Origin of the sequence: Streptomyces sp. NPDC005784 (assembly GCF_042871525.1) — a bacterium.
In the GTDB taxonomy this organism is placed as follows: domain Bacteria; phylum Actinomycetota; class Actinomycetes; order Streptomycetales; family Streptomycetaceae; genus Streptomyces.
This window is the reverse complement of the sequence record NZ_JBIAIQ010000006.1, coordinates 156,507-180,131: the sequence shown is the minus strand read 5'-3', so window position 1 is coordinate 180,131 and position 23,625 is coordinate 156,507. Positions and strand designations below refer to the sequence as shown.

Annotated in this window: 20 protein-coding genes and 3 tRNA genes; 15 read left to right on the top strand and 8 right to left on the bottom strand. The window is 71.4% G+C overall.

Annotation, left to right across the window (positions count from 1 at the left end; translation table 11 throughout):
- Window positions 1–138 precede the first annotated feature (138 nt).
- The 4 genes from ACFYR3_RS13285 to ACFYR3_RS13270 all read left to right on the top strand — a co-directional run bounded on the left by ACFYR3_RS13285 (window position 139) and on the right by ACFYR3_RS13270 (window position 3,540).
- Window positions 139–687, top strand: coding sequence for a hypothetical protein (locus tag ACFYR3_RS13285; protein ID WP_355845505.1), 549 nt, complete (start codon window positions 139–141; stop codon window positions 685–687).
- 10 nt (window positions 688–697) lie between these two features.
- Complete coding sequence (locus ACFYR3_RS13280; protein ID WP_389282861.1) at window positions 698–1,975, top strand: sensor histidine kinase; 1,278 nt, start codon at window positions 698–700, stop codon at window positions 1,973–1,975.
- Between the two features lie 20 nt (window positions 1,976–1,995).
- On the top strand, window positions 1,996–2,643 hold the full coding sequence (locus tag ACFYR3_RS13275; protein ID WP_389282859.1) for a response regulator transcription factor: 648 nt from the start codon (window positions 1,996–1,998) through the stop codon (window positions 2,641–2,643).
- Window positions 2,644–2,757: 114 nt separating this feature from the next.
- Window positions 2,758–3,540, top strand: a complete 783-nt coding sequence (locus ACFYR3_RS13270; protein ID WP_355845496.1) for a TSUP family transporter — start codon at window positions 2,758–2,760, stop codon at window positions 3,538–3,540.
- A 181-nt stretch (window positions 3,541–3,721) separates the two neighbouring features.
- On the opposite strand, the gene ACFYR3_RS13265 is transcribed toward ACFYR3_RS13270, so the two are convergent.
- The 3 genes from ACFYR3_RS13265 to ACFYR3_RS13255 all read right to left on the bottom strand — a co-directional run bounded on the left by ACFYR3_RS13265 (window position 3,722) and on the right by ACFYR3_RS13255 (window position 7,272).
- A complete protein-coding gene (locus ACFYR3_RS13265; protein ID WP_355845493.1) occupies window positions 3,722–4,342 on the bottom strand; it encodes a class F sortase in 621 nt (206 codons plus the stop codon).
- Between the two features lie 177 nt (window positions 4,343–4,519).
- Entirely contained in the window at window positions 4,520–5,038 is a 519-nt protein-coding gene (locus ACFYR3_RS13260) for a hypothetical protein (RefSeq protein WP_355845490.1), read from the bottom strand.
- Window positions 5,039–5,625: 587 nt separating this feature from the next.
- Window positions 5,626–7,272 carry a M4 family metallopeptidase gene (locus ACFYR3_RS13255; RefSeq protein WP_389282856.1) on the bottom strand — a complete coding sequence of 549 codons (1,647 nt, stop codon included), beginning with the start codon at window positions 7,270–7,272 and terminating at the stop codon, window positions 5,626–5,628.
- A gap of 209 nt (window positions 7,273–7,481) precedes the next feature.
- On the opposite strand from ACFYR3_RS13255, the gene cutA reads away from it, so the two are divergent.
- The 3 genes from cutA (at window position 7,482) to ACFYR3_RS13240 (ending at window position 8,619) form a co-directional block, all read left to right on the top strand.
- A complete protein-coding gene (gene cutA / locus ACFYR3_RS13250; protein WP_355845484.1) occupies window positions 7,482–7,808 on the top strand; it encodes a divalent-cation tolerance protein CutA in 327 nt (108 codons plus the stop codon).
- Window positions 7,805–8,272, top strand: a complete 468-nt coding sequence (locus ACFYR3_RS13245) for a gamma-glutamylcyclotransferase family protein (protein ID WP_389282854.1) — start codon at window positions 7,805–7,807, stop codon at window positions 8,270–8,272. The genes cutA and ACFYR3_RS13245 overlap by 4 nt, the downstream gene beginning before the upstream one ends.
- 152 nt (window positions 8,273–8,424) lie before the next feature.
- The gene (locus tag ACFYR3_RS13240) at window positions 8,425–8,619 is read left to right on the top strand and encodes a twin-arginine translocation signal domain-containing protein (RefSeq protein WP_355845478.1); all 195 of its coding nucleotides are present in this window, start codon (window positions 8,425–8,427) and stop codon (window positions 8,617–8,619) included.
- A gap of 39 nt (window positions 8,620–8,658) precedes the next feature.
- Here ACFYR3_RS13240 and ACFYR3_RS13235 read toward each other — a convergent pair whose 3' ends face one another.
- On the bottom strand, window positions 8,659–9,381 hold the full coding sequence (locus ACFYR3_RS13235; RefSeq protein ID WP_389282852.1) for a vancomycin high temperature exclusion protein: 723 nt from the start codon (window positions 9,379–9,381) through the stop codon (window positions 8,659–8,661).
- Between the two features lie 407 nt (window positions 9,382–9,788).
- Here ACFYR3_RS13235 and ACFYR3_RS13230 point away from each other — a divergent pair, with 407 nt between their 5' ends.
- From ACFYR3_RS13230 to ACFYR3_RS13210, 5 genes are all read left to right on the top strand, one after another.
- On the top strand, window positions 9,789–10,604 hold the full coding sequence (locus ACFYR3_RS13230; protein WP_389283000.1) for a sirohydrochlorin chelatase: 816 nt from the start codon (window positions 9,789–9,791) through the stop codon (window positions 10,602–10,604).
- Window positions 10,605–10,686: 82 nt separating this feature from the next.
- Window positions 10,687–12,132 (top strand): deoxyguanosinetriphosphate triphosphohydrolase, encoded by a 1,446-nt coding sequence (locus ACFYR3_RS13225; protein WP_355845475.1) that lies wholly within the window; start codon window positions 10,687–10,689, stop codon window positions 12,130–12,132.
- A 270-nt stretch (window positions 12,133–12,402) separates the two neighbouring features.
- Entirely contained in the window at window positions 12,403–13,668 is a 1,266-nt protein-coding gene (locus ACFYR3_RS13220; protein WP_389282849.1) for an NAD(P)/FAD-dependent oxidoreductase, read from the top strand.
- Between the two features lie 146 nt (window positions 13,669–13,814).
- Window positions 13,815–15,719 carry a DNA primase gene (gene dnaG / locus ACFYR3_RS13215; protein WP_389282847.1) on the top strand — a complete coding sequence of 635 codons (1,905 nt, stop codon included), beginning with the start codon at window positions 13,815–13,817 and terminating at the stop codon, window positions 15,717–15,719.
- A gap of 236 nt (window positions 15,720–15,955) precedes the next feature.
- The gene (locus ACFYR3_RS13210; protein WP_355858133.1) at window positions 15,956–17,257 is read left to right on the top strand and encodes an RNA polymerase sigma factor; all 1,302 of its coding nucleotides are present in this window, start codon (window positions 15,956–15,958) and stop codon (window positions 17,255–17,257) included.
- A 139-nt stretch (window positions 17,258–17,396) separates the two neighbouring features.
- Here the strand turns inward: ACFYR3_RS13210 and ACFYR3_RS13205 are convergent, their stop codons facing one another.
- The 4 genes from ACFYR3_RS13205 to ACFYR3_RS13190 form a co-directional block, all read right to left on the bottom strand.
- A complete protein-coding gene (locus ACFYR3_RS13205; RefSeq protein WP_355858130.1) occupies window positions 17,397–19,325 on the bottom strand; it encodes an ABC transporter ATP-binding protein in 1,929 nt (642 codons plus the stop codon).
- The gene (locus ACFYR3_RS13200; protein WP_355858128.1) at window positions 19,325–21,058 is read right to left on the bottom strand and encodes an ABC transporter ATP-binding protein; all 1,734 of its coding nucleotides are present in this window, start codon (window positions 21,056–21,058) and stop codon (window positions 19,325–19,327) included. Before ACFYR3_RS13200 ends, ACFYR3_RS13205 begins: the two co-directional genes overlap by 1 nt.
- Before the next feature lie 164 nt (window positions 21,059–21,222).
- Complete coding sequence (locus ACFYR3_RS13195) at window positions 21,223–22,677, bottom strand: FGGY family carbohydrate kinase (RefSeq protein ID WP_355858125.1); 1,455 nt, start codon at window positions 22,675–22,677, stop codon at window positions 21,223–21,225.
- A gap of 74 nt (window positions 22,678–22,751) precedes the next feature.
- The gene (locus ACFYR3_RS13190; protein ID WP_328555695.1) at window positions 22,752–23,057 is read right to left on the bottom strand and encodes a YtxH domain-containing protein; all 306 of its coding nucleotides are present in this window, start codon (window positions 23,055–23,057) and stop codon (window positions 22,752–22,754) included.
- Window positions 23,058–23,201: 144 nt separating this feature from the next.
- Here ACFYR3_RS13190 and ACFYR3_RS13185 point away from each other — a divergent pair.
- From ACFYR3_RS13185 to ACFYR3_RS13175, 3 genes are all read left to right on the top strand, one after another.
- Window positions 23,202–23,274: transfer RNA gene (locus tag ACFYR3_RS13185), tRNA-Asn, on the top strand.
- A gap of 5 nt (window positions 23,275–23,279) precedes the next feature.
- Window positions 23,280–23,352: transfer RNA gene (locus tag ACFYR3_RS13180), tRNA-Asn, on the top strand.
- Between the two features lie 165 nt (window positions 23,353–23,517).
- Window positions 23,518–23,591 (top strand) — tRNA-Ile (locus ACFYR3_RS13175).
- Window positions 23,592–23,625 lie beyond the last annotated feature (34 nt).

Here is a 23,625-nt window from a genome sequence, read left to right as displayed (position 1 = left end):
GGGCCGAACTCCACCCGCCCACGAGGGGCCGGACCCGCCCGCCCACGAGGGGCCGGACCCGCCCGCCCACGAGGGGCCGGACCCGCCCGCCCACGAGGGGCCGGACCCGCCCGCCCACGATCAGCCAGGGGACCCACCATGGCCACCACCCGCGCACACCGACCGCCGCCGGCCCATGACATCCGGCACCGGCAGGCTCCCGCCCGCGACGAGACCGCCGTACGCGTCTGGCGGTTCGTCCAGGAGCCGTTCGGGGCGGACACCTGGCGGCGGGTCGCGTACGCGCTGGTGGCCCTGCCGGTGGGGGTGGCCTGCGTCCCGTTGTCCCTGCTGGGAGCTCCGACCGGACGGTGGCAGCGGGCTCTCGCCCACCGCTTCCTCGGCCTTCCCGGGAGCGCCGAGTCGCCGGGGCCCGTGAAGGGGCTCGGCCACGCGCTCCTCGCGGCGCCCCTCAACCTCCTCGTCCTCGCCGTGACCGGCTACGGCTGGTCCATCGTGCCGATGAACTTCGGCTGGCCCCTGCGCGCGGGCTCCGACTACGCGGACTCCTGGGGCGGGCCCACCTTCGCCGGTGCCTGGGCCTTCCACGCTCTCGTCGGGGGCGTCGGCTTCCTGCTGATCATGCCGTGGCTCGGCCGGGCCATGGCCGCCGTCCAACTCCGCCTCGCGGCGGCCCTCCTCTCCTAGGTTGGGGACCATGAACCGCCTCCGCGCCACGCTGGGCTTCCCCTTCGGGCGGCGGGCCCTCGCGGCCCTCCTCTACGCGCTGATCGCCTTCCCGCTCGCCCTCGTCGGGTTCGTCCTCACGCTCGTGGGTCTGCTGGTCGGCGGCGCGCTGTCCGTGACCACCCTCGGACTGTGGCTGATCGCCGTCACCGTACGCGGGGCACTCGCCCTCGGCGGGCTCCAACGTGCTCTGGCACGCGGCCTGTTGGGGATGGACATCGAGGAACCGGAGCGCCGCCCGGGTACCGGGCCGCTGGGCTGGCGACGGGCGCTGCTCGCCGACCGGAGCGGCTGGCGCGCCGTCGCCTGCGCGCTGGCGACGCCCTTCACCGCGGTCTTCGGCTACGTCGGCGTCCTCGTCGGCTACGTCTGGGGCGTCCTGCTCACCCTCCATCCCGTCCTCGAGCACTGGAACTACGAGACCCGACGGGCCAGTGACGGCACGGAGCGCCGGGTGTCGCTGGAGTTCTTCGGATTCCAGGTCGACTCCTGGCCACGCTGGCTGATCCCGGTGGCCCTCGGACTGCTGCTTCTCGCGACCGCCGCCTGGCTGCTGCGCCAGGTGCTCGCCCCGCACCGGTCCTGGATCGCCACGCTGCTCGGCCCGGACCCCGCCGACCGCCGTATCCGCACCCTGGAGGAGACCCGCGCCCAGGCCGTGGACGACGCGGCGGCGACCCTGCGCCGCATCGAACGCGACTTGCACGACGGCACCCAGGCCCGGCTCGTCGGTCTCGCGATGCACCTCACGATGATCAGGGAGCTGATCGGCGCCGGGGCCCCCGCGGACCGGCTGCTCGCCGTCGTCGACACCGCGCAGGGCAACGCCCGGCAGGCCATCGCCGACCTGCGTCACCTCGTCAAGGGCATCCATCCGCCCGTACTGGACCAGGGCCTGGACACGGCGCTGGCCACCCTCGCCGCCGACAGCGCGCTGTCCGTCGAGGTGAGCGCCGACATCGGGGAGCGGCCGATCCCGGCGGTCGAGTCGATCGCCTACTTCTGCGCCGCCGAACTCCTCGCCAACGCCACCAAGCACAGCGGGGCCACGCGGGCCACCGTCACGGTGACCGCCCGGGGCGGATTGCTGCGGCTGAGCGTCCGTGACGACGGCCGCGGGGGAGCGGTGATCGGCGCGGGCTCGGGCCTGACCGGACTGCTGGCCCGCGCGCGGACCGTCGACGGCACGCTGGCCTGCGACAGCCCGCCCGGAGGGCCTACCGTGGTCACCGTCGAACTGCCCTGCTGACCCTGGTGAACAGGAGCCCCATGCGCGTCGTCATCGCCGAGGACTCGGCCCTGCTGCGTGACGGGCTGGCCCAACTGCTCCAACTGCGCGGTGTGGAGGTGGTCGCGGCCGTGGGCGACGCGGACGCCCTGCTGGCCGGTGTCGCCGAGCACCGGCCGGACGTCGCCGTCGTCGACATCCGACTGCCGCCGACCCAGACCGACGAGGGCATCCGGGCGGCCGTGCGGCTGCGCGAGGACCACCCCGGCACCGGGGTGCTGGTCTTCTCGCAGTATGTGGAGACGAAGTACGCCACCCAACTGCTCGGCAATCCGGCGGGGTTCGGCTATCTCCTCAAGGAACGCGTCGTCGACATCGGCGAGTTCGTGGACGCCATGGAACGGGTCGCCTCGGGCGGTACGGCCCTGGACCCCGAGGTCGTCTCCCAGTTGTTCGGCGCGAGCCGCCGGGTCCGCGCCCTCGACGTCCTCACCCCCCGCGAGCGCGAGGTTCTCGCCCTGATGGCCGAGGGCCGCACCAACCACGCGATCGCCGCCGCCCTCACCGTCTCCGAACGCGCCGTCGAGAAACACATCGCCAACATCTTCCTGAAGCTCGACCTGCCCCCGTCGGACACCGGCCACCGGCGCGTCCTCGCGGTCCTGCGCTACCTGGACTCGGTGAACTGAGCCGAAGGGGACCGGGGCCGTCCCCGGGAACACCGTCGAGGTGAACCTCAGGAGTCGCTCAAGCTTCCCGGCCCCGTGCACGACGCATCTATCCCGTCCCTTAGGGTCGCGATCATGCCCGACATATCGCTGACCATGATCCTTGTGCTGTGCGCCGCCGCCCTGGCGGCCGGCTGGATCGACGCCGTGGTCGGCGGCGGAGGGCTGCTTCTGCTGCCCGCCATGCTGCTCGGGCTGCCCGCCGGCACCCCGGCGGCGTACGCGCTCGGCACGAACAAGGCGGTCGCGATCGTCGGCACGACGGGGGCCGCGGTGACGTACGCGCGCAAGACACCCGTCGACGTGCGCCTCGCCGTACGGATCGGGCTCGCCGCCCTCGCCGGTTCGACAGCCGGCGCGTTCGTCGCGGCCGGGCTCAGCACCGAGGTCCTCAAGCCGGTCGTCATGGTCGTCCTGCTCGGCGTCGGCACCTTCGTGATCCTGCGGCCCGCCTTCGGTACGGCGCCGCCGACCACCCCGGTCTCCCCGCGCCGCGTCCTCGCCGCGATCGGGCTGGCGGGCCTCGGCATCGGCTTCTACGACGGGCTCATCGGCCCCGGCACGGGCACGTTCCTCGTGCTCGCCCTCACCGCGCTGCTCCACCTCGACCTGGTGACCGCCTCCGCCACCGCCAAGATCGTCAACTGCTGCACCAACGCGGGCGCCCTCGCGACCTTCGCCTGGAAGGGCACGGTGTTCTGGGAACTCGCCGCCCTGATGGCCGTGTTCAATCTGGCGGGCGGCATGGTGGGCGCGCGGACCGCGCTCAAGCAGGGCAGCGGGTTCGTCCGGGCGGTGCTGCTGACGGTGGTGTTCGCGCTGGTGGCGAACCTGGCGTACCAGCAGTGGCTCGCCTGAACCTCAGCGGCTGCCTGAGACGCAGGTGAATCTCGGCGACTGCCCGTGACTCGTGTGAACCTCAGCGGCTGCCCGCGGCTCCTTTGAACCCTCAGCGGCTGCCTGAGCAGCATGTGAACCCTCAGCGACTGCCCGTTGCCGGCCCGAACTCTCCACGGCCGCCCGCGGCTCGTCCGAACCCTCAGCGGCTGCCCGTGAGATGGGCGAAGACGACCACGTTCCCCTGGTAGCCGGTCGTCTCCGAGTAGCCGCCGCCGCAGGTGATGACGCGCAGCTCGGGCCGGTGCGCGGCGCCGTACACCTTCGCGTCGGGGAAGGCGCGGGAGTCGTACACCTCGACCGCGTCGACGGTGAAGACGGCCGTTCTGCGGTCGAGCCGGTCCACCTCGACCGTGCTGCCCTTGCGGAGGGAGCCGAGGTCGTAGAAGACGGCGGGGCCCTCCGCGTTGTCGACGTGCCCGGCCACGATGGCCGTGCCGCGCTCACCGGGGCTGGTCCCCGCCTCGTACCAGCCGGCCAGGTTCTTCTTCTCGGCGGGCGGCACGTTCAGGCTGCCCTGCGGGGTGAGGCCGAGGCCCATCAGAGGGGCGTTCACGCCGATCGCGGGGATGCGGATCCGGCTCGGCGGGGAGTGCGGCATCGCGGGGGCGACGGACCGCGCCTGGCCCCCGGTCGTCGCCGCCTGCGCCGCGGACGGCTGGGGAGGCGGATGCGCCTCGGCGCCGCTGCGCAGCAGCCAGGCACCGGAGCAGAGGGCGACGACGGTGACCGACGCTATGGCGGCATTGCTGACCCGGCGCACGCGAGCCTCCTCACGGTTCCTTTCCGGGGGCGGGACCGGCCGGCGCCCGACGGCTGGGGTGTGCTGATGGGGGTGTGCTGATGGGGCCGGTCCCTTCCCCCTCCGGGCCGCGAGGGGCGTCGGGCCACGGAGGGGGAGGGACGGCGGTACCGGCGGACGGACAGCGGAGGGTGTCCGTCAGATCCCGTCGCCTCTCGCCCGGCGATGCAGGAGCCAGGTACCGCCCGCGGCGGCGACGGCCAGCGCCGCCACTCCCGCCGCGGTCTGTACGGGGTCGGGGCCCAGCGCGCCGCCGACACCCGTGTTCACATGCCCGCGCGGCTGGATCTGCTCGCGCGTGGAGGCCAGGGTCACCAGCAGGTCGCCGGTGACCCGCCGGCCGTGGGAGCACGTCGCGACGATCTCGTACGTTCCCGGCTGCGCGCTCGGCGGCACCCGGAACTGACCGATCGCGTCCTGCTCGTGGGCGCTGGCGGCGAGCGTGAAGGTACCGCCGCCCACCGCGTCGGCGTCCCCGTTCGCCGTGCCGTCCGAGCCGCACGCGGCCGTGTTGACGGTGACGTCGGCGCCCGGGACGACGGTCGAGGGGAACACCTCCAGACTTCCGGTGTCTCCGCCGTACACGGGCGCGGCAGCCAGACCCGCGGCGGCGACGGCGAGCGCGGTACCGGTCAGCAGACGTGCGGTACGTCGCATCGTGCTAGCTCCTCCGAGGGGGCGCGGCCCGCGACACCCCCAAGTGCCGCAGCGTCGGTCGTACCCCTGCCCTTCCGAGGTAAGTGGCACATGCCCGCCCCCGCTCCCTGATGGAACGTCAGAAATGATGTGAACGGGTGTAGGGCGGGACGCCGGAAGAGGGAGGGGTCTCGGCATTCCGGCAGGTCACCGGTGTGTGCCCGGCGCACCGCACAAGAGAACCCGAAGGCCGAGAGGCCGGGGGTGTGAATGGGTGACCCGGACCCGCTCGTCCGCCGTTCGAGGGCTGGGCCGAGCCGGCGGCCCGGTCGGCGAACTCCGGCCGCGAAGCGCCTGTGCGAACCCGTTTCCACCGTCACCGGCGGAACGGGCGTGGATGTGCGTGCATACCGGCCTGCGGAGGGGGACTAGGACCCGCCCGGGGCGGACATGCTCCGGACAAGCCGTGGGCAGGCGAACCTGACGGCGCCTGCCCACGGCGACCGGAGAGCGTCCGAGCCGGAGAGCGTCCGAGCCGGAGACCGTCACAGGCCGGGGAGCTCCCGTGACCTCTGGGGCATCCGGGACCGAAGGGTGTCCGGTGCCGGTCAGCCCACGGAGACCGCCGACCAGGCCGCCGCCACGGCGTTGTACTCGGCGCTGCCCGCTCCGTACAGATCCTTGGCCGCGTTCAGCGTGGCGGTGCGCGCGCCCGCGTAGTTCGTCGACGAGGTCATGTAGACCGTCAGCGCGCGGTACCAGATCTTGCCGACCTTGTCGTGGCCGATGCCGGTGACCGAGGCGCCGTTGCAGGTCGGGGAGTCGTAGGCGACGCCGTTCACGGTCTTCGCCCCGCTGCCCTCCGAGAGCAGGTAGGCGAAGTGGTTGGCGACGCCGGAGGAGTAGTGGACGTCGAGGTTGCCGACCGAACTGCTCCAGCAGTCGGCCGAGTTGCCGTCCTTGGAGGGCTTGTCCATGAAGCGGAGGGCGGGCTTGCCGAATCCGGAGCGGACGATCTTCTCGCCGATCAGGTAGTCACCGGGGTCCGAGGCGTTGTTCGCGTACCACTCCACCATGGTGCCGAAAATGTCGGAGGTGGCCTCGTTCAGGCCGCCGGACTCGCCCGAGTACGTCAGTGCGGCCGTCTTGGAGGTCACGCCGTGCGACATCTCGTGCCCGGCGACGTCCAGCGCGACCAGCGGCCCGAACGTCGAGCCGTCCCCGTCCCCGTACGTCATGCAGAAGCAACTGTCGTCCCAGAAGGCGTTGTTGTAGTTGTTGCCGTAGTGCACGCGGTTGTACGACCCCTTGCCGTCGCCCGCGATGCCGTTCCTGCCGTGGACGTTCTTGTAGTAGTCCCAGGTCTCGTTGGTGCCGTACTGGGCGTCCACCGCCGCGGACGAGCGGTCCGAAGTCGCGCCCGTGCCCCAGTGGTTGTCCGCGTCGGTGAAGAGCGTCGCGGGCGCCCGGCTGATGCAGATCCCGAAGACGCACAGGTCCGTCTTGTTCGCCGCGTCGCCCGTGTACGTGTTCCCGCGTGTCGGGTCCTTCAGCTGGTACGTCGATCCGGAGGGCGTCGTCTCCAGCGGAACCGTGCCGCTGTAGAACGAGTTGCCGTCGCCCGTCGCCGTCTCGACGCTGTCCCACGCGTCGATCCGCGCGCCGGTCCGGGCGTCGGTCAGGACCGTGCGGGCGACCGGGTTGCCGAGTGTGTCCTGGGCCACCGCGTCGGTGCGCCAGGCGAGCCTCGGAGCCCCGTGCAGGGCGTCGACGATCAGCCGCGGCTTCGCCGTCACCTTCCTCAGCGACTTGCCCGGGTTGGCGGCGCGCAGCGCGTCCACTGCAAGACCGGCCGCCTTCGCGCCGGACAGCGCGGGGGTGACGCTGGTCAGCGAAATGGCCTTCTTCGTCGCGGGGTCGGCGCCGCGGTACGCACCGTTCGGGGCCAGGTGGACCACGAAGTCGCCGCCCAGTACCGGGAGTTGACGGTACGTCTGGTCGTAGCGCACATGCTGGGTGCCGTCCTTGTCGACGACGACGTCCCGGACGGAGGTGTGCTGCGCGGAGGTGAGGCCCAGATTCGTGGCGTGGGCCGCCAGCGCCGAGACCGCGTTCTCGATCGCGGTGGCCCGGGTGATCGGCCTGGTGTCGGCGCTCGCGCTGGGGGCGAGCGCGGCGGCCAGCAGGGTGGCCGTGGTCACGGCCGCTCCGGCGGTGGCGAGAGAGGAACCTCGGATGTGCCGTATTCGACTCATCGGTCTCCTTGGAAAGGTGCCTTGGGGAGGGCGCGTGGGGGAGAGGGGCATGCGCGGGGCAGAGGCGAGTGGGGAGAGGTGCATGGGGGGAGGCGCTGGAAAGCTGACTCAGAGTTAAAGGTGCATGACATGTCATGTCCATAGGGCCTGCCAGGTGCGTGCGGGATGCGGCGAGAATCGTTTCCGTACCCTCACGAATGGAGGCGCTCATGGAATTGCCGGCCTGCCTGACCGTCCTGACCACGATGGACGCGGCGGACAAGGCCGCGGCGCTGGCCCGTGGCGCGGTGGCGGCGCGCGTCGCGGCCTGTGCGCAGATCTCTGGGCCGGTCACCTCCGTCTACCGCTGGGAGGGTGCCGTGCAGACCGCCTCCGAGTGGCGGATCCAGTTCAAGACGACCGCGGCGCGCTACCCGGCGCTGGAGGCGTATCTCCTGGACGCCCACGACTACGACACACCCGAGATCATCGCGACCCCGGTCGTCGCGGGAAGCCCGGACTACCTGCGCTGGCTGGAAGAGGAGACGGCCCCTTGAGTCGCCCGAGCCCCTTCGGCGAAGCGGTACCGCCCTTCTTCGTCTACGGCACCCTGCGCCCTGGCGAGCACAACCACGACCTGTTCCTGCGCGGCCGGACCCGGTCCGAGGAACCGGGGCGGATGCGCGGGCTCGCGCTGTACGAGGGGCCCGGATACCCGTACGCCGTAGAGGAACCCGGCGGCGTGGTGAGCGGCGAACTCGTGACCGCGCGACCCGAGACGTACGAGGAACTCCTCGCGGCTCTCGACGAGTTGGAGGAGTACACGCCGGGCGATCCGCGCAACCTCTACGAACGGGTCGCGCGCGACGCCGTGCGAGCTGACGGCATCACGGTCGTACGGGCCTGGGTGTACGTCGCCGCACCCGCGATCGCGTCCCGCCTGCGGGCCGACGGCAAGCCGATCGAGAACGGGGACTGGCACGGCGACGGGCGGGACACCCCGGCGCACCGGCTCGGCTGAGCCGAGCCCGGGAGGGCGCCCGCGAGTGTCCGGGGCGGCGCGCGAGGGTGTTCCGGCGGGCCGGGGGTGCCCGCCGTGCCGGGTGCACCCGTGCGGGTGGCCGTCCCGTGTGCCCCCGGTGTCGTGGGCGTCCCCGCCTCTAGGGTCCGGCCATGACCGACCGCGACCTGACCAGACGACGTGTCCTCGCGCTCAGCGGGGCGGCCGTCGGTGCCGCCCTGGGTATCGGGCTCAGCTCCTGCTCCGCAGACCCCGGGCCGGGCAGGCACTCCGGCTCCGGTTCCGGCTCGACCCGGGCCCCCAGGTCCGTCGAGCAGCCCGAGCCGGAGGACCCGAGCGGGCACTGACCGTTCGCCGCGTCCGGCACACCGCTCGGTACCGGGCCTCTAGCGGGCCGCCGCCAGTGCCCGGGTCACCCCGTGCTCCTTCGGGCCCAGGAAACGCGGATCCGGCTCGAACAGCGCGTCCAGCGCCGCCTTGCCCGCCGCGAAGATCTCCCGGGTGCCGCCGTAGTACCAGGTGGCGTCGTGCTTGGCGGCGACGCCGATGCCGTACGAGCGGACGCCCGCCGCCTGGCACAGGGCGAGAGCACGGCGGATGTGGAAGCCCTGGCTGATCAGGACGGCCTCGTGGACACCGAAGATCTTGCGGGCCCGGACACAGGAGTCCCAGGTGTCGAAGCCGGCGTAGTCGCTGACGATCCGTCGCTCGGGCACCCCGTGCGCGGTGAGATAGGAACGCATCGCGTCGGGCTCGTCGTAATCCTTGCGGCTGTTGTCGCCGGTGACGAGGACGACCTCGATCCGGCCGGCCCGGTACAGCTTCGCGGCGGCGTCCAGGCGGTGGGCGAGATACGGGGACGGCTCGCCCTTCCACAGCCCCGCGCCGAAGACGATCGCGACCTCGGTGCGGGGGGTGTCCGCCGTCGTCCGCAGCCGGTCGCCCGTCGCCACGTACAGCCAGGTCGCCGGGAGCAGCGCCAGCACACACAGGACCATCAGCGCCTGTACGGCCCGCCGTTGCCCCTTGCGCGTACGCAGCAGATGCAGCAGACGTCGTAGAAGGCGCGGACGTGTTCCGCGAACGCTCGGGCGCGGCAGGCGCGGCATGATCGATGTCCCCCAGGTGTCGTCACGCGCGGCGGCGCGGGGCCGGCCGTCACATGCGGCGGTGCTCGCGTCGGCCGGGTCCGGCCTCCGCAGCCGATTCCGCTTCGGTTCTCGGCTCGTCACATGAGGACGCATCGTAAGGCCGTTCGGTTCGCCCGCGGCCACCGCCTCCGGGCACCCGGCAGGAAGGAGTCGCAGGTGGGAGCCGCTCACACCGTGCCGCAGCCGCCCGGTGAGCCGACGGCAAACACCCGACATACCCACGCAACGGCCCGGCAACCTCCTACCGCCAGGATCGACCCATGACGGCCTCGAACCCCGCTCGCGACGCGTCCTCCCACCGCCTCGGCGGCCCGCCGCCCCGCGGCGCCCATCTCGAAGGCCCGCTCGACAGTACGGCGCAACTCATGAACCGGATCGCCGGCCAGCTCGGCAGCCAGCTCAGCCTCGTCTCGCTCGACGGCACCCGCCGTCCGGCACCGCCCGCGCTGGTCCTGACCGCCCACGGCAGCCGCGACCCGCGCGCGCTCGCCACCGTACGCACCCTGATCGAACGCGTCCGCGAGCTGCGCCCGCACCTGTCCGTGCGCCTCGGCCACATCGAGCTGAACGAGCCCCGGCTCCGCGACACACTCGCCTCCCTGGCCGGCAAGGAGGACGCCGTCCTCGTACCGCTGCTGCTCGGCCGCGGCTATCACGTCCGGCGCGACATCCCCGAAACCGCCGCCGCCGTCCCCGGTCTGCACACCCGCGTCGCCGCCCCGCTCGGCCCGCACCCGCTGCTCGTGGAAACCCTCTACGCCCGCCTCGTCGAGGCCGGATGGCGTACCAGGATGAGCGACTCGGCCCGCCGCGCGAGCGCCGTCGTCCTCGCGTCCGCCGGGTCCCGTGCCCCGGACTCGGCCGCCGACACCCGCCGCACCGCCCAACTGCTCGCCGAACGCCTCGGCGTCCCGGTCGTACCCGCCTACGCCTCCGCGGCCGCGCCCAACGTCCCCGCCGCCGTGCGCTCCCTCGCCGCCCGGGGCCGCCACCGGATCGCCGTCGCCTCGTACTTCACCGCTCCCGGGCGCTTCGCCACGCAGAGCGCCGAGGCCGCCCCCTGGATCTGCGCCGAACCGCTCGGCGACCACCCGGCGATGGCCCGCCTGGTCCTGCACCGCTACGACCAGGCCGTCGCGGCCCCCGAGTCCGCCCCGGAGCGCACCCTGGTCCCGGCCTGAACCCGACGTTTCCTCCCGCGCCTGACACCGCGCCGTCGGCGACGGCGTCCCGATTGTCATTGCCTGCGTCTACTGTCACTACATGGAAGGCATGGCACCGAAGACCGAAGACGCAGCACCCCAGACATCACAGGCACCGCAGACACCACAGACGTACGAGAACCACACGGCTCCCCACGAGTACGACGTGTCGGCCGTCGAGCGCTGGGCCGTCGAGCCCGACAAACGCCCCGGCCGCACCGCCTTCCAGCGCGACCGCGCGCGCGTGCTGCACTCCGCGGCCCTGCGACGCCTCGCGGGCAAGACCCAGGTCGTCACCCCCGGCACCCTTCCGCAGGTGCTCGGCCCCGCCGGATCGGGCGGCGCGCCCATCCAGGTGTGGGACGCCAGTCCGCGGACGCGGCTGACCCACTCCCTGGAGTGCGCCCAGGTGGGCCGCGAGCTGGGCGCCGCCCTCGGCTGCGACCCGGACCTGGTCGAGGCGGCCTGCCTCTCGCACGACCTGGGCCACCCGCCCTTCGGACACAACGGCGAACAGGCACTCAACGAATTCGCTGAGGACTGCGGCGGATTCGAGGGCAACGCCCAGTCGCTGCGCCTGCTCACCCGGATCGAGCCCAAGCGCTTCGTGCGCAGCGACATGGTGACCTCGGCCTCCGCCGCGGCGGACGACGACCTCGTCAGCGTCGGCCTCAACCTCACCCGCGCCGCCCTCGACGCCGCCACCAAGTACCCCTGGCCGAGAGGCGCCCGTCCCACCGACCCGAAGTCGCCGAAATTCGGGGTCTACGAGGACGACCGGCCGGTCTTCGACTGGATCCGCAAGGGCGCCCCCGGTTCGCGTACGTGTTTCGAGGCCCAGGTGATGGACTGGTCCGACGACGTGGCCTACTCGGTGCACGACGTCGAGGACGGCCTGCACGCCGGCCACATCGACACCGCCAGCCTGCACTCCGGCCCGGAACGCCAGGAGATCTTCGCCGTCGCCATCGGGCGGTACGTGCCCGACGACACCGATCCGGCCGAGCTGTCCGAGGCCCTCGACCGGCTCCTCGGCCAGGAGTGGTGGCCGCACGGGTACGACGGATCGGCCGTCGCGCAGGCCCGGCTGAAGGACGCCACCAGCCAGCTCATCGGCCGCTTCTGCCTGGCCGCCGAGGGCGCCACCCGCGCGAGGTACGGCAGTGGACGTCTCACCCGGTACGCGGCGGAACTGGTCGTCCCGAGAGACGCCCGGCACGAGTGCGCCGTCCTGAAGGCGGTCGCCGACCGGTACGTGATGCAGCGCGCCGAGCAGGAGCGGCTCCGCGCCGACCAGCGGATCGTCGTCGCCGAGCTCGCCGAGGCGCTCACCGCCCGCGCCCCCGGGATACTGGATCCGCAGTTCCGGGCGCTGTTCGACCACGCGGCCGACGACCGCGCCCGCAAGCGAGTGATCGTCGACCAGATCGCATCCCTCACGGATGCCTCGGCGCGTTCCCTGCACCTCAGGCTCACCACGCGCTCCCGTGACTCCTCCCCCTCGTAAACGAGGGGGCTTCTCACTCGACTCCAAGGAGTTTCATGACGGCCAAGCCCTGACCGCTGCCGGAGGCAGATGCGAAGCGTACTACGCCGCTTCGCGGCTCCGGCACTCAGGATGCGTTCCCGCCCGGCCGAAGGCCGGGATTCCCACGCATGGAGAAAGATGGGGCGGACAGTGTGACCCTGAGTGGCCCGATCGGGCCACTCCCCCTTCCCGCATCACGCTCCGTGCGGGACGCTCGCATATGGCGACATCCTTACGAGGAGGCATCAAGTGGTCGACGCGGATCAGACATTCGTCATCGTCGGAGGAGGCCTGGCAGGCGCCAAGGCGGCCGAGACGCTCCGAGCGGAGGGCTTCACCGGCCGCGTGATACTGATCTGCGACGAACGCGACCACCCCTACGAACGCCCCCCGCTGTCCAAGGGCTACCTCCTCGGCAAGGAGGAGCGCGACAGCGTCTTCGTGCACGAACCCGCGTGGTACGCGCAGAACGACATCGAGCTGCACCTCGGCCAGACCGTCGACGCGATCGACCGCGCGGCCAAGACCGTCCGTTTCGGCGACGACGGCACCCTCGTCCACTACGACAAGCTGCTCATCGTGACCGGTGCCGAGCCGCGCCGTCTCGACATCCCGGGCACCGAACTGGCCGGCGTGCACCACCTGCGCCGCCTCGCCCACGCCGAGCGGCTCAAGGGCGTCCTCGCCGCCCTGGGCCGGGACAACGGACACCTCGTCATCGCCGGCGCAGGCTGGATCGGCCTGGAGGTCGCCGCCGCGGCCCGCGAGTACGGCGCCGAGGTCACCGTCGTCGAACCCGCGGCGACCCCCCTGCACAACGTGCTCGGCCCCGAGCTGGGCCAGCTCTTCGCCGAACTGCACCGCGAGCACGGCGTCCGCTTCCACTTCGGGGCCCAGCTCACCGAGATCGTCGGCCAGGACGGCATGGTGCTGGCCGCCCGCACCGACGACGGCGACGAGCATCCCGCCCACGACGTCCTCGCGGCCATCGGCGCCGCTCCGCGCACCGGTCTCGCCGAGGCCGCCGGCCTGACGATGGCCGAGCGCGCGCACGGCGGCGGCATCGCGGTCGACGACCAGCTGCGCACCTCCGACCCCGATGTGTACGCCGCCGGTGACGTGGCCTCCTTCCACCACAGCCTCTTCGACACCCGGCTGCGCGTCGAGCACTGGGCCAACGCCCTCAACGGCGGACCGGCCGCCGCCCGCTCGATGCTGGGCCGCGGGACGGCGTACGACCGCGTGCCCTACTTCTTCTCCGACCAGTACGACGTGGGTCTCGAGTACTCGGGCTGGGCGCCCCCGGGGTCGTACGACCAGGTGGTGATCCGCGGCGACGCGGGCAAGCGGGAGTTCATCGCCTTCTGGGTGAAGGAGGGGAGACTGCTGGCCGGGATGAATGTGAACGTGTGGGATGTCACGGAGCCGATCCAGCAGCTCATCCGCTCCCGGGCCCGGGTGGACACCGACGCGCTCGCCGACCCGCACGTTCCGCTGGAGAACCTGACCCCGTGACCGGCGGAGCCGGGCCCCGTCCCCGACGCGTCGCCCGGCTCCCGCACCGGCCCCGTGCCGGGGATTTCCGGGGCGCGCCCCCGGACCCCGGCCGGTGGTCGTTCACCCGCCCCGGGAGTGTCGGTGCGGCCCCGTAGAATCACCACGTGGCAGGCAGGATCAATGACGAGGACGTGAAGGCTGTTCGGGACGCGGTCCCGATCGACGCCGTGGTGTCCGAGTACCTCCAGCTGCGCAACGCGGGCGGCGGAAACCTCAAGGGTCTCTGCCCCTTCCACGACGAGAAGTCACCGTCCTTCCAGGTCAGCCCCAGCAAGGGACTCTTCCACTGCTTCGGCTGCCAGGAAGGCGGCGACACCATCACGTTCGTGATGAAGGTCGACCACCTCACCTTCTCCGAGTCGGTCGAGCGCCTGGCCGCCCAGGCCGGCATCACGCTGCGCTACGAGGAGGGCGGGTACAACCCCGCCCACCAGCGCGGCGAGCGCATCCGCCTGGTCGAGGCGCACAACGCGGCCGCCAAGTTCTACATCGAGCAGCTCGACACCAGCCCCGAGGCCGACACGGGCCGCACGTTCCTCGCCGAGCGCGGCTTCGACCAGGCGGCCGCCGCCCACTTCGGTGTCGGCTACAGCCCTCAGGGCTGGGACCACCTCACCCGCCATCTGCGCGGCAAGGGCTTCACCGACAAGGAGCTGGTCCTCTCCGGCCTCTCCCAGGAGGGCCGGCGCGGCCCCATCGACCGCTTCCGCGGCCGCCTCATGTGGCCGATCCGCGACATCGGCGGCGAGGTCGTCGGCTTCGGCGCCCGCAAGCTGTACGAGTCCGACAACGGCCCGAAGTACCTGAACACGCCCGACACCGCGATCTACAAGAAGTCGCAGGTCCTGTACGGCATCGACCTCGCCAAGAAGGACATCGCCAAGAGCAGCCGGGCGGTCGTCGTCGAGGGCTACACCGACGTGATGGCCTGCCACCTGGCCGGCATCACCACGGCCATCGCGACCTGCGGCACGGCGTTCGGCGGCGACCACATCAAGATCCTCCGCCGGCTGCTGATGGACAACGGCTCGGCCCGGGTGATCTTCACCTTCGACGGCGACGCGGCCGGCCAGAAGGCCGCCCTGCGCGCCTTCGAGGACGACCAGAAGTTCGCCGCCGAGACCTACATCGCCATCGCGCCCGACGGCATGGACCCCTGCGAGCTGCGGCTCGCCAAGGGCGACGCGGCCGTCGCCGACCTGGTCGAACCCCGCACGCCGCTCTTCGAGTTCGCGCTGCGCCAGATCGTCCTGCGCTACGACCTGGAGACCCCGGCGGGGCGCGCGGCCGCCCTCGACGAGGCAGCCCCGATCGTCGCCCGCATCAAGAACAGCGGCGCACAGCACGAGGTCGCCGTGCAGCTCGCCGGCATGCTCGGCATCCTCGACACCCAGTTCGTCGTCAAGAGGGTGTCCCAGCTGGCCCGTTGGGCCCGCGACCGCGGCGGCATGGGACCCGCGCCGGTCGGCGGCCGCCCCCAGCAGACCTACGCCGTCACCCAGGCACCCACCGGCGGCGGCCCGGCCCTGACCTTGCGCAACCCCGTCTTCGCGACCGAGCGCGAACTGCTCAAACTCGCCCTCCAGCGGCCCGAGTTGGTCGCCCCGGCGTTCGACGCGTACGGCCTGGACGAGTTCACCGCCCCGCCCTACGCGGCGGTGCGGCAGGCGGTCATGGACGCGGGCGGCGCCGAGTACGGCATCCAGGACCCCCAGGAGTATCTGATCCGGGTCCGCGACGCCGCCCCGGACGACGTGGTGCGCGCGATGGTCACCGAGCTGGCCGTCGAGGCGATCATGCGCAAGACCGTCGACGAGACCTACGCGGGCGACCAGCTCGTCATGGTCCGCCGCCGTGCCGTCGAGCGCCGCATCCTGGACGTCCAGGGCTCCCTGTCCCGCCTCAGCGCGGGCGGCGACCCGGCCCAGCTGGCCGCCGTACAGAACGAGTTGTGGGTTCTCCAGCAGTACGGGCAGGCGCTCCGCGAGAAGGGCGCCGTAGCCCTCTGAGGCCGGACGGCGGGGTTCCGGGGATGTTCCGCGGGTGAACCGGTGGGACCGCCGGGGCGGGGCGGGCGCTCGGAGTGGCCGGCGCACATGCCAATCCCGTACCCGCTTCTTCAGGTTTCGTCTTCGCTGAGCTGCGCACTCGTGCAGGACAGTAACCAGGCGGTCACGGACCGGACGCAAAAAGTCACCGCACGCCCCTCGTGGCAGCGATGTGTCGTACTCCACACTGGGTTCCGGTGCCTGAGTCCTCGGAGCGCGGCCGACCCGCACGCGACGGGTTCGCGATCCCCGCGGTTCCGCCAAACGACTACGGGATGGACAGCGGCGAGGCCGTCGACCCCATCCCCGACGTACCGCTGCCGCACGCCTCAGCAGCGACATTCCTGGAGGTCGCCCCCGTGCAGACCCAGACCCTCGCCCAGTCCGACAACACCATCGACACGGACGCGGATACCGACGTCGTCGCGGCGGTCCCCCCGCAGCGCCGCGCCGCGCACCACCCCGAGGCCGAGCCGGAAGGTCCACCCGAGGCTCCCGGGGCTCCCGGGGCAGAGGTGGAAGTGGAGACCGAGGCCGAGGCCCCCGAACCCGTCGCACCGCCCCGAAGCCGCGCCGCCGACACCGGCGGCCCCTCGTCCGACCTGTTCCGCCAGTACCTGCGGGAGATCGGCCGGATTCCGCTGCTCACGGCGGCCGAGGAGGTCGACCTCGCCCGCCGCGTCGAGGCCGGGCTGTTCGCCGAGGAGAAGCTCCGGCTCGCCCCCGACCTGGACAGCCAGCTCGCTCTGGACCTGGACAAGATCGTCGTCATGGGCCGGATGGCCAAGCGCCGGCTCATCGAGGCGAACCTGCGGCTCGTCGTGTCCGTGGCCAAGCGGTACGTGGGTCGCGGCCTGACCATGCTCGACCTGGTCCAGGAGGGCAACCTCGGCCTGATCAGGGCCGTCGAGAAGTTCGACTACGCCCGCGGCTACAAGTTCTCCACGTACGCCACCTGGTGGATCCGGCAGGCCATGTCGCGCGCGCTCGCCGACCAGGCGCGCACCATTCGCGTCCCGGTGCACGTGGTCGAGCTGATCAACCGGGTGGTCCGCGTCCAGCGGCGGATGCTCCAGGAGCGCGGCTACGAGCCCAGTCCCGAGGAGGTCGCGGCCCATCTCGACCTGACCGGCGAGCGGGTGAGCGAAGTCCTGCGGCTGGCCCAGGAGCCGGTGTCCCTGCACGCCCCCGTGGGCGAGGAGGACGACGTGGCCCTCGGGGACCTCATCGAGGACGGCGACGCGACGTCTCCGGTGGAGTCCGCGGCGTTCCTGCTGCTCAGGCAGCATCTGGAGGCGGTGCTGTCCACGCTCGGCGAGCGGGAGCGCAAGGTCGTCCAGCTGCGGTACGGGCTGGCGGACGGGCGTCCGCGCACCCTGGAGGAGATCGGCCGCATCTTCGGCGTAACGCGCGAGCGCATCCGCCAGATCGAGTCCAAGACCCTGAACAAGCTGAGGGACCACGCTTTCGCCGACCAGCTCCGGGGCTATCTGGACTGAGGGGGCTCGCCGGGGCAATGGCTTTCTTCGCCCCCTCCGCCCCTTCCCGTCCCTTTCCGGGGGCGCTGCCCCCGGACCCCCGCTCCTCAAACGCCGGAGGGGCTGAATCTCTTCAGCGGGGGTCCAGGGGAGGCGGGCTCTAGTCGACCTCGGCGACCGCCTGGGCGAACTGGGCCTGGTACAGGCGGGCATAGGCTCCGCCGGACTCCAGCAGCTCCGCGTGGGCGCCCTGTTCCACGATGGACCCGTCCTCCATCACGAGGATGGTGTCCGCGTCCCGGATCGTCGACAGACGGTGGGCGATCACGAACGACGTCCGACCGTGCGCCAGCTTGGCCATCGCCTTCTGGATCAGCACCTCGGTCCGGGTGTCGACGGAGCTGGTCGCCTCGTCGAGCACCAGGATCACCGGATCCGACAGGAACGCGCGGGCGATCGTGATCAGCTGCTTCTCGCCCGCGCTGACCCCCGATCCCTCGTCGTCGATCACCGTGTCGTAGCCCTCGGGCAGCGTGCGGACGAACCGGTCGGCGTGCGCCGCGCGCGCCGCCTCCTCGATCTCCCCGCGGGTGACGTCCCGCGAGGCCCCGTACGCGATGTTGTCGGCGATCGTGCCCCCGAACAGCCAGGTGTCCTGGAGCACCATCCCTATCCCGGACCTCAGCTCGTCCCGCGACATGGACGCCACATCGACCCCGTCGAGGGTGATCCGGCCGCCCGTGACGTCGTAGAACCGCATGAGCAGGTTCACCAGCGTCGTCTTGCCGGCGCCGGTCGGGCCGACGATGGCCACCGTCTGGCCCGGCTCCACCTTCAGCGAGAGGTCCTCGATGAGCGGCTTCTCCGGGTCGTACCGGAAGGAGACGTTCTCCAGCGCCACGCGCCCGCGCAGCTCCTCGGGACGGGCCGACACCTTCGGGTCCGCGTCCTGCTCGTCCGCGTCGAGGACCTCGAAGACCCGCTCCGCCGACGCGACACCCGACTGCACCAGGTTCGCCATCGACGCGACCTGCGTCAGCGGCATCGAGAACTGGCGGGAGTACTGGATGAAGGCCTGCACGTCACCGATCGACAGCGATCCCGAGGCCACCCGCAGACCGCCGACGACGGCCACCAGGACATAGTTCAGGTTCGACACGAACATCATCAGCGGCTGCATGACACCGCTGTTGAACTGCGCCTTGAACCCGGCCTCGTACAGCTTGTCGTTCTGCTCGGCGAACAGCGCCGCCGACTCGTCCGCCCGCCCGAACACCTTCACCAGGTTGTGGCCGGTGTACATCTCCTCGATGTGGGCGTTGAGCTTGCCGGTGGTGCGCCACTGCTGCACGAAGTGCGGCTGCGAGCGCTTGCCGACCCGGGTGGCCACGACGAACGACAGCGGCACCGTGACCAGCGCGACGAGCGCGAGCAGCGGCGACACCCAGAACATCATCGCGAGCACACCCACGATGGTCAGCAGCGAGTTGACGAGCTGGCCCATCGACTGCTGGAGCGTCTGCTGGATGTTGTCCATGTCGTTCGTCGCGCGGCTGAGGACCTCACCGCGCTGGCGCTTGTCGAAGTACGACAGCGGCAGCCGTGACAGCTTCGCCTGCAGGTCCTCGCGCATGCGGTAGACGGTCCTGTTGACGGACCGGTTCACCAGCCGTGTCGCCACCGCCATCAGCAGGCCGGCCAGCAGGAACGTGCACAGCGCCAGCAGCAGGACGTGCCCGACGGCGGTGAAGTCGATGCCCTTGCCCGGGGTGAAGTCCGTCCCCGAGAGCATGTCGGCGACGGCGCCCTTGCCGTGCGCGCGCAGCGAGTCGAGGGCCTGGGCCTTGGTGGCCCCGGCCGGCATCTGGCGTCCGACGATCCCGGAGAAGACCAGGTCGGTGGCCCTGCCGAGGATCTTCGGGCCGACCACCGAGAGCCCCACGCTCAGTACGACGGTCACCAGCATCACGTACAGCGTGGCGCGCTCGGGCTTGAACTGGGTGAGGAGCCGTCGGCCCGACACCTTGAAATCCATCGAGCGCTGGTCAGGGCCGGTCCCGGCCATCATGCGCCCCATAGGCCCGGCCATCAGGCGGCCTCCGCTTCCGTCAGCTGGGAGAGCACGATCTCCCGGTAGGTCTCGTTGTCCGCCATCAGTTCGTGATGCCGTCCGCTGCCGACGACCCGGCCCTCGTCGAGGACCACGATCCGGTCGGCCTCCCTGATGGTCGACACCCGCTGGGCGACGATCACCACGGTCGCCTCCGCGGTCTCCGCGGTGAGGGCCGCGCGCAGCGCCGCGTCGGTCGCGTAGTCGAGCGCCGAGAAGGAGTCGTCGAAGAGATAGATCTCGGGGCGCTGCACGAGGGTGCGCGCGATGGCCAGGCGCTGACGCTGGCCGCCGGACACGTTCGTGCCGCCCTGCGCGATCGGCGAGTCGAGACCGTTCTCCAGCTGTTCGACGAAGCCCTTGGCCTGCGCCACCTCCAGCGCGTGCCACAGCTCCTCGTCGGTCGCCTCCGGGTTGCCGTACCGCAGGTTCGTGGCGACCGTCCCCGCGAACAGGTACGGCTTCTGCGGGACCAGTCCGACCGTCCTGGCCAGCAGCTTCGGCTCGATGGTCGCCACATCCACGCCGTCGACGAGCACTTGACCGTCGGTGGCGTCGAAGAGGCGGGGGATCATGCCGAGCAGCGTCGACTTCCCGCTGCCGGTCGACCCGATGACGGCGGTCACCTCACCGGGGCGCGCGACCAGGTCGACGGACTTCAGGACCGGCTCCTCGGCGCCCGGGTAGCGGAACCCGGCCTCGCGGATCTCCAGGTGGCCGTGCCGGCGCAGCTCCAGGACGGGCGCGATGGGCGGGACCACGCTGCTCTCGGTGGACAGGACCTCCTGGATGCGCTCGGCACAGACCTCCGCGCGCGGCACCATCATGAACATGAAGGTGGCCATCATCACGGACATCACGATCTGCATCAGGTAGGCCAGGAACGCGGTCAGATCGCCGATCTGCATCTGGCCGCTGTCGATGCGGTGGGCGCCGAACCAGACGACCGCGATGGACGACAGGTTCACCACCGTCATGACGATCGGGAACATCAGGGCCAGCATCCGGCCGGTGGCCAGCGACGTCTCGGTGAGGTCGGTGTTGGCGCTCTTGAAGCGCTCCTTCTCGTAGCCGTCGCGCACGAACGCGCGGATCACGCGGTTGCCGGTGATCTGCTCGCGCAGCACCCGGTTCACGGTGTCCAGGCGGACCTGCATGGTGCGGAACAGCGGGCGCAGCCGGCGCACGATGAGCGTCACGCAGATGCCGAGGGTCGGCACCACGGCGACGAGCACCGCGGACAGCGGCACGTCCAGGCCGAGGGCCAGGATGATGCCACCCACACACATGATCGGCGCCGACACCAGCAGGGTGAACGTCATCAGGGCGAGCATCTGCACCTGCTGGACGTCATTGGTGGTGCGGGTGATCAGCGACGGCGCGCCGAAGTGGCCCATCTCACGTGCGGAGAAGGACTGGACGCGGTCGAAGACGGCACCGCGGATGTCCCGGCCGACCGAGGACGCCGTACGGGCGCCGTAGTACACGGCTCCGATGTTGCAGACGACCTGGGTCAGCGAGATGCCGATCATCAGGGCGCCGAAGGACAGGATGTAACCCGTGTCACCCTTCACGACACCGTTGTCGATGATGTGCGCGTTGAGGGTGGGCAGGTAGAGCGTGGCGCAGGTCTGAAGGAACTGGAGCAGCACCAGCAGGGCGATGGGTTTCTTGTACGGACTGAGGTGGGTCCGCAGGAGTCGTATGAGCACGCGGGGTCTCTCGGAATCGTCGATGGCGAGGTGATCGGCAGGCGGTGGATGGTGCACCACCCCCTATCGTCCGACACTCCACCTGCGTTACCTCAACCGATTAACCCAAGTGCGGTCCAAAAAAGGAGCCCGCCTCCGCCTTCGGACGTACGTCCGCGGAGGGGTTACGACCGGAACGCCCCCGGATGCGTCTGTTCGCGTACGGAGACGTACTGCTGTCGTACGGCCTGCCCCACGGCGAGTTCGTCACCGGGCTCCAGCACCTGGGCGACCGGACCCTGCCAGGCGGGCGGGGTCCGCGGGTCGAGGGTGCCCTGCGAGGCACCGAGGGCCCAGGCCGCCTGACGGGCCGCGCCGAGCGCCGCGTAGTCCGCGGGCTGCGGCACGACGACCTGCGCGCCGAACAGCGCGGGCGCCACGGCCTGGACGGCGGGCAGCTCGGCGGCCTGGCCGAGCAGGAATATCCGGCGTACGTCGACACCCCGGCCGCGCAGCACGTCGAGCGCGTCCGCGAGCCCGCACAGCATGCCCTCGAAGGCCGCGCGCGCCATGTGCTCGGGCCGCATCGACTCGCGGCGCAGACCGGCCAGCGTCCCCGCCGTGTGCGGCAGGTTCGGGGTGCGCTCGCCCTCCAGATACGGCAGCAGGACGAGTCCGTGGGAGCCCGGCGTCGATTTCATCGCCAGGTCGGACAGTCCCTCCAGGTCGGACACGCCGAGGAGTTCGGCGGCCCCGCGCAGGGCCCGTACGGCGTTGAGCGTGGTGACGACCGGAAGATGCATGCCGGTCGCGTCCGCCAGGGAGGTGATCATGCCGGTGGAGTCCACCAGTGCCTCGGTGTGGACGGCCATCACGGAGCCGGAGGCGCCCAGCGACACCACCGCGTCGCCGAGCCCGATGCCGAGCCCGAACGCCGCCGCCATGGTCTCGCCGGTCCCGGCGGAGATCAGCAGCCCCTCGGGCGTGGTTCCGGCGGCCTCGGAGGGGCCGAGGACGTCCGGCAGCCCGGCCTGGTGGCCGAGCGCCAGGTCGATGAGATCAGGCCGGTACTGGCCGGTCGCCGCCGACCAGTACCCGGTCCCCGAGGCGCCGCCCCGGTCCGTGGTCCTGCGCACCGGTCGCCCGAGGAGCTGCCACACGAGCCAGTCGTGGGCCTGCAGCAGCATGCTGGTGCGCCGCGCGGCCTCGGGCTCGGTCTTGTTCAGCCAGCGCAGCTTGGTCACCGGCTGCGCGGCCTGCGGGACACTGCCCACCGCCTGCGCCCATGCCTCGCGCCCGCCGAGCGCGTCGATCAGATCGGCCGCGGCGACCTGCGCCCGCTTGTCACCGCCGACCATCGCGGCGCGCACGGTGTTGCCCTGCGCGTCCAGCGGGACGAGTGCGTTCTGCTGAGCGGACACGCCGATGGCCTGTACGCCTTCGAGCAGCCCGCCTCCCGCGGCCTCGCCCAGGGACAGCAGCCAGGCCTGCGGATCCACGTCGGAAGGACGGCCGCCACCCTCGCCGCTGTCGATCGGATGTGGCGCATAACCCTGCCTCAGCACGGCACCCGTGTCCGTGTCGCAGACGACGATACGAGTGAAATCGGGCGCACTGTCCAGCCCGGCGACTATCCCCATGGCGGAAATTCTGCCGTACGACGGGGCTCGGCGGCGCCGGGCCGTCACACAGGACCCGGCGCGCCCAACGGCCCCTAGGTATTACTGGTGCCCCAGTCGTCCTCGCCGGTGCCGCCCGCGTTCCGCTCCCGCAGGGAGCGCACCCGGTCCGTGACCGAGTCGGGGACGCGGTCGCCCACCTTCTCGCTCACGGTGTGCAGCGCCTTGCCCGCGATCTCGCGGCCCTGGTGGGCGGCGGTCTCCGCGGTGTTGCGCACGGCGGGGTTCTGCGCGACCTGGCGCATGGACTTCTTCAGCTGTTCGTAGCGCTCGCGCCCGGCCCGCGTGCCGAGCACGTAACCCAGGGCCAGTCCGGCGACGAACGTGAGCCGGTAGCGCATGACGGCCACCCTTCCCTTGCGTCGGCATCGGTGCGGAGGGAACCGATTGGCGGAGCACCCCCCTGCTTGCGCTAATGTATGTGTCGCAGCGGGCGCACGCTTCCTGGCGAATACCCAGGTAGGTACGTTCGATGCAAAGATCAATCCTCCGTAGCTCAATTGGCAGAGCAGCCGGCTGTTAACCGGCAGGTTACTGGTTCGAGTCCAGTCGGGGGAGCTCGATCTCCTGTAGCTCAATTGGCAGAGCAGCCGGCTGTTAACCGGCAGGTTACTGGTTCGAGTCCAGTCGGGAGAGCAACGAAAGAGGGCCCTCCGGGGTCCTTTTTCATGTCCGCGGGAGCCGCCCAGGGCATGCCGAAGTCGTCATGGTCGCGCGATGCCGACCATCCGAAGCAGGAGATCGTATGAGCGGCTATGCTGCGGCAGACGGCGCGCACAAATGTGCGCGGCGCGCCGTAACGGGGCGGTAGCTCAGCCGGTTAGAGCAGCGGACTCATAATCCGTCGGCCGTGGGTTCGAGTCCCACCCGCCCCACTACGCGCTACGCGTGCAGAATCGATGTGACCAG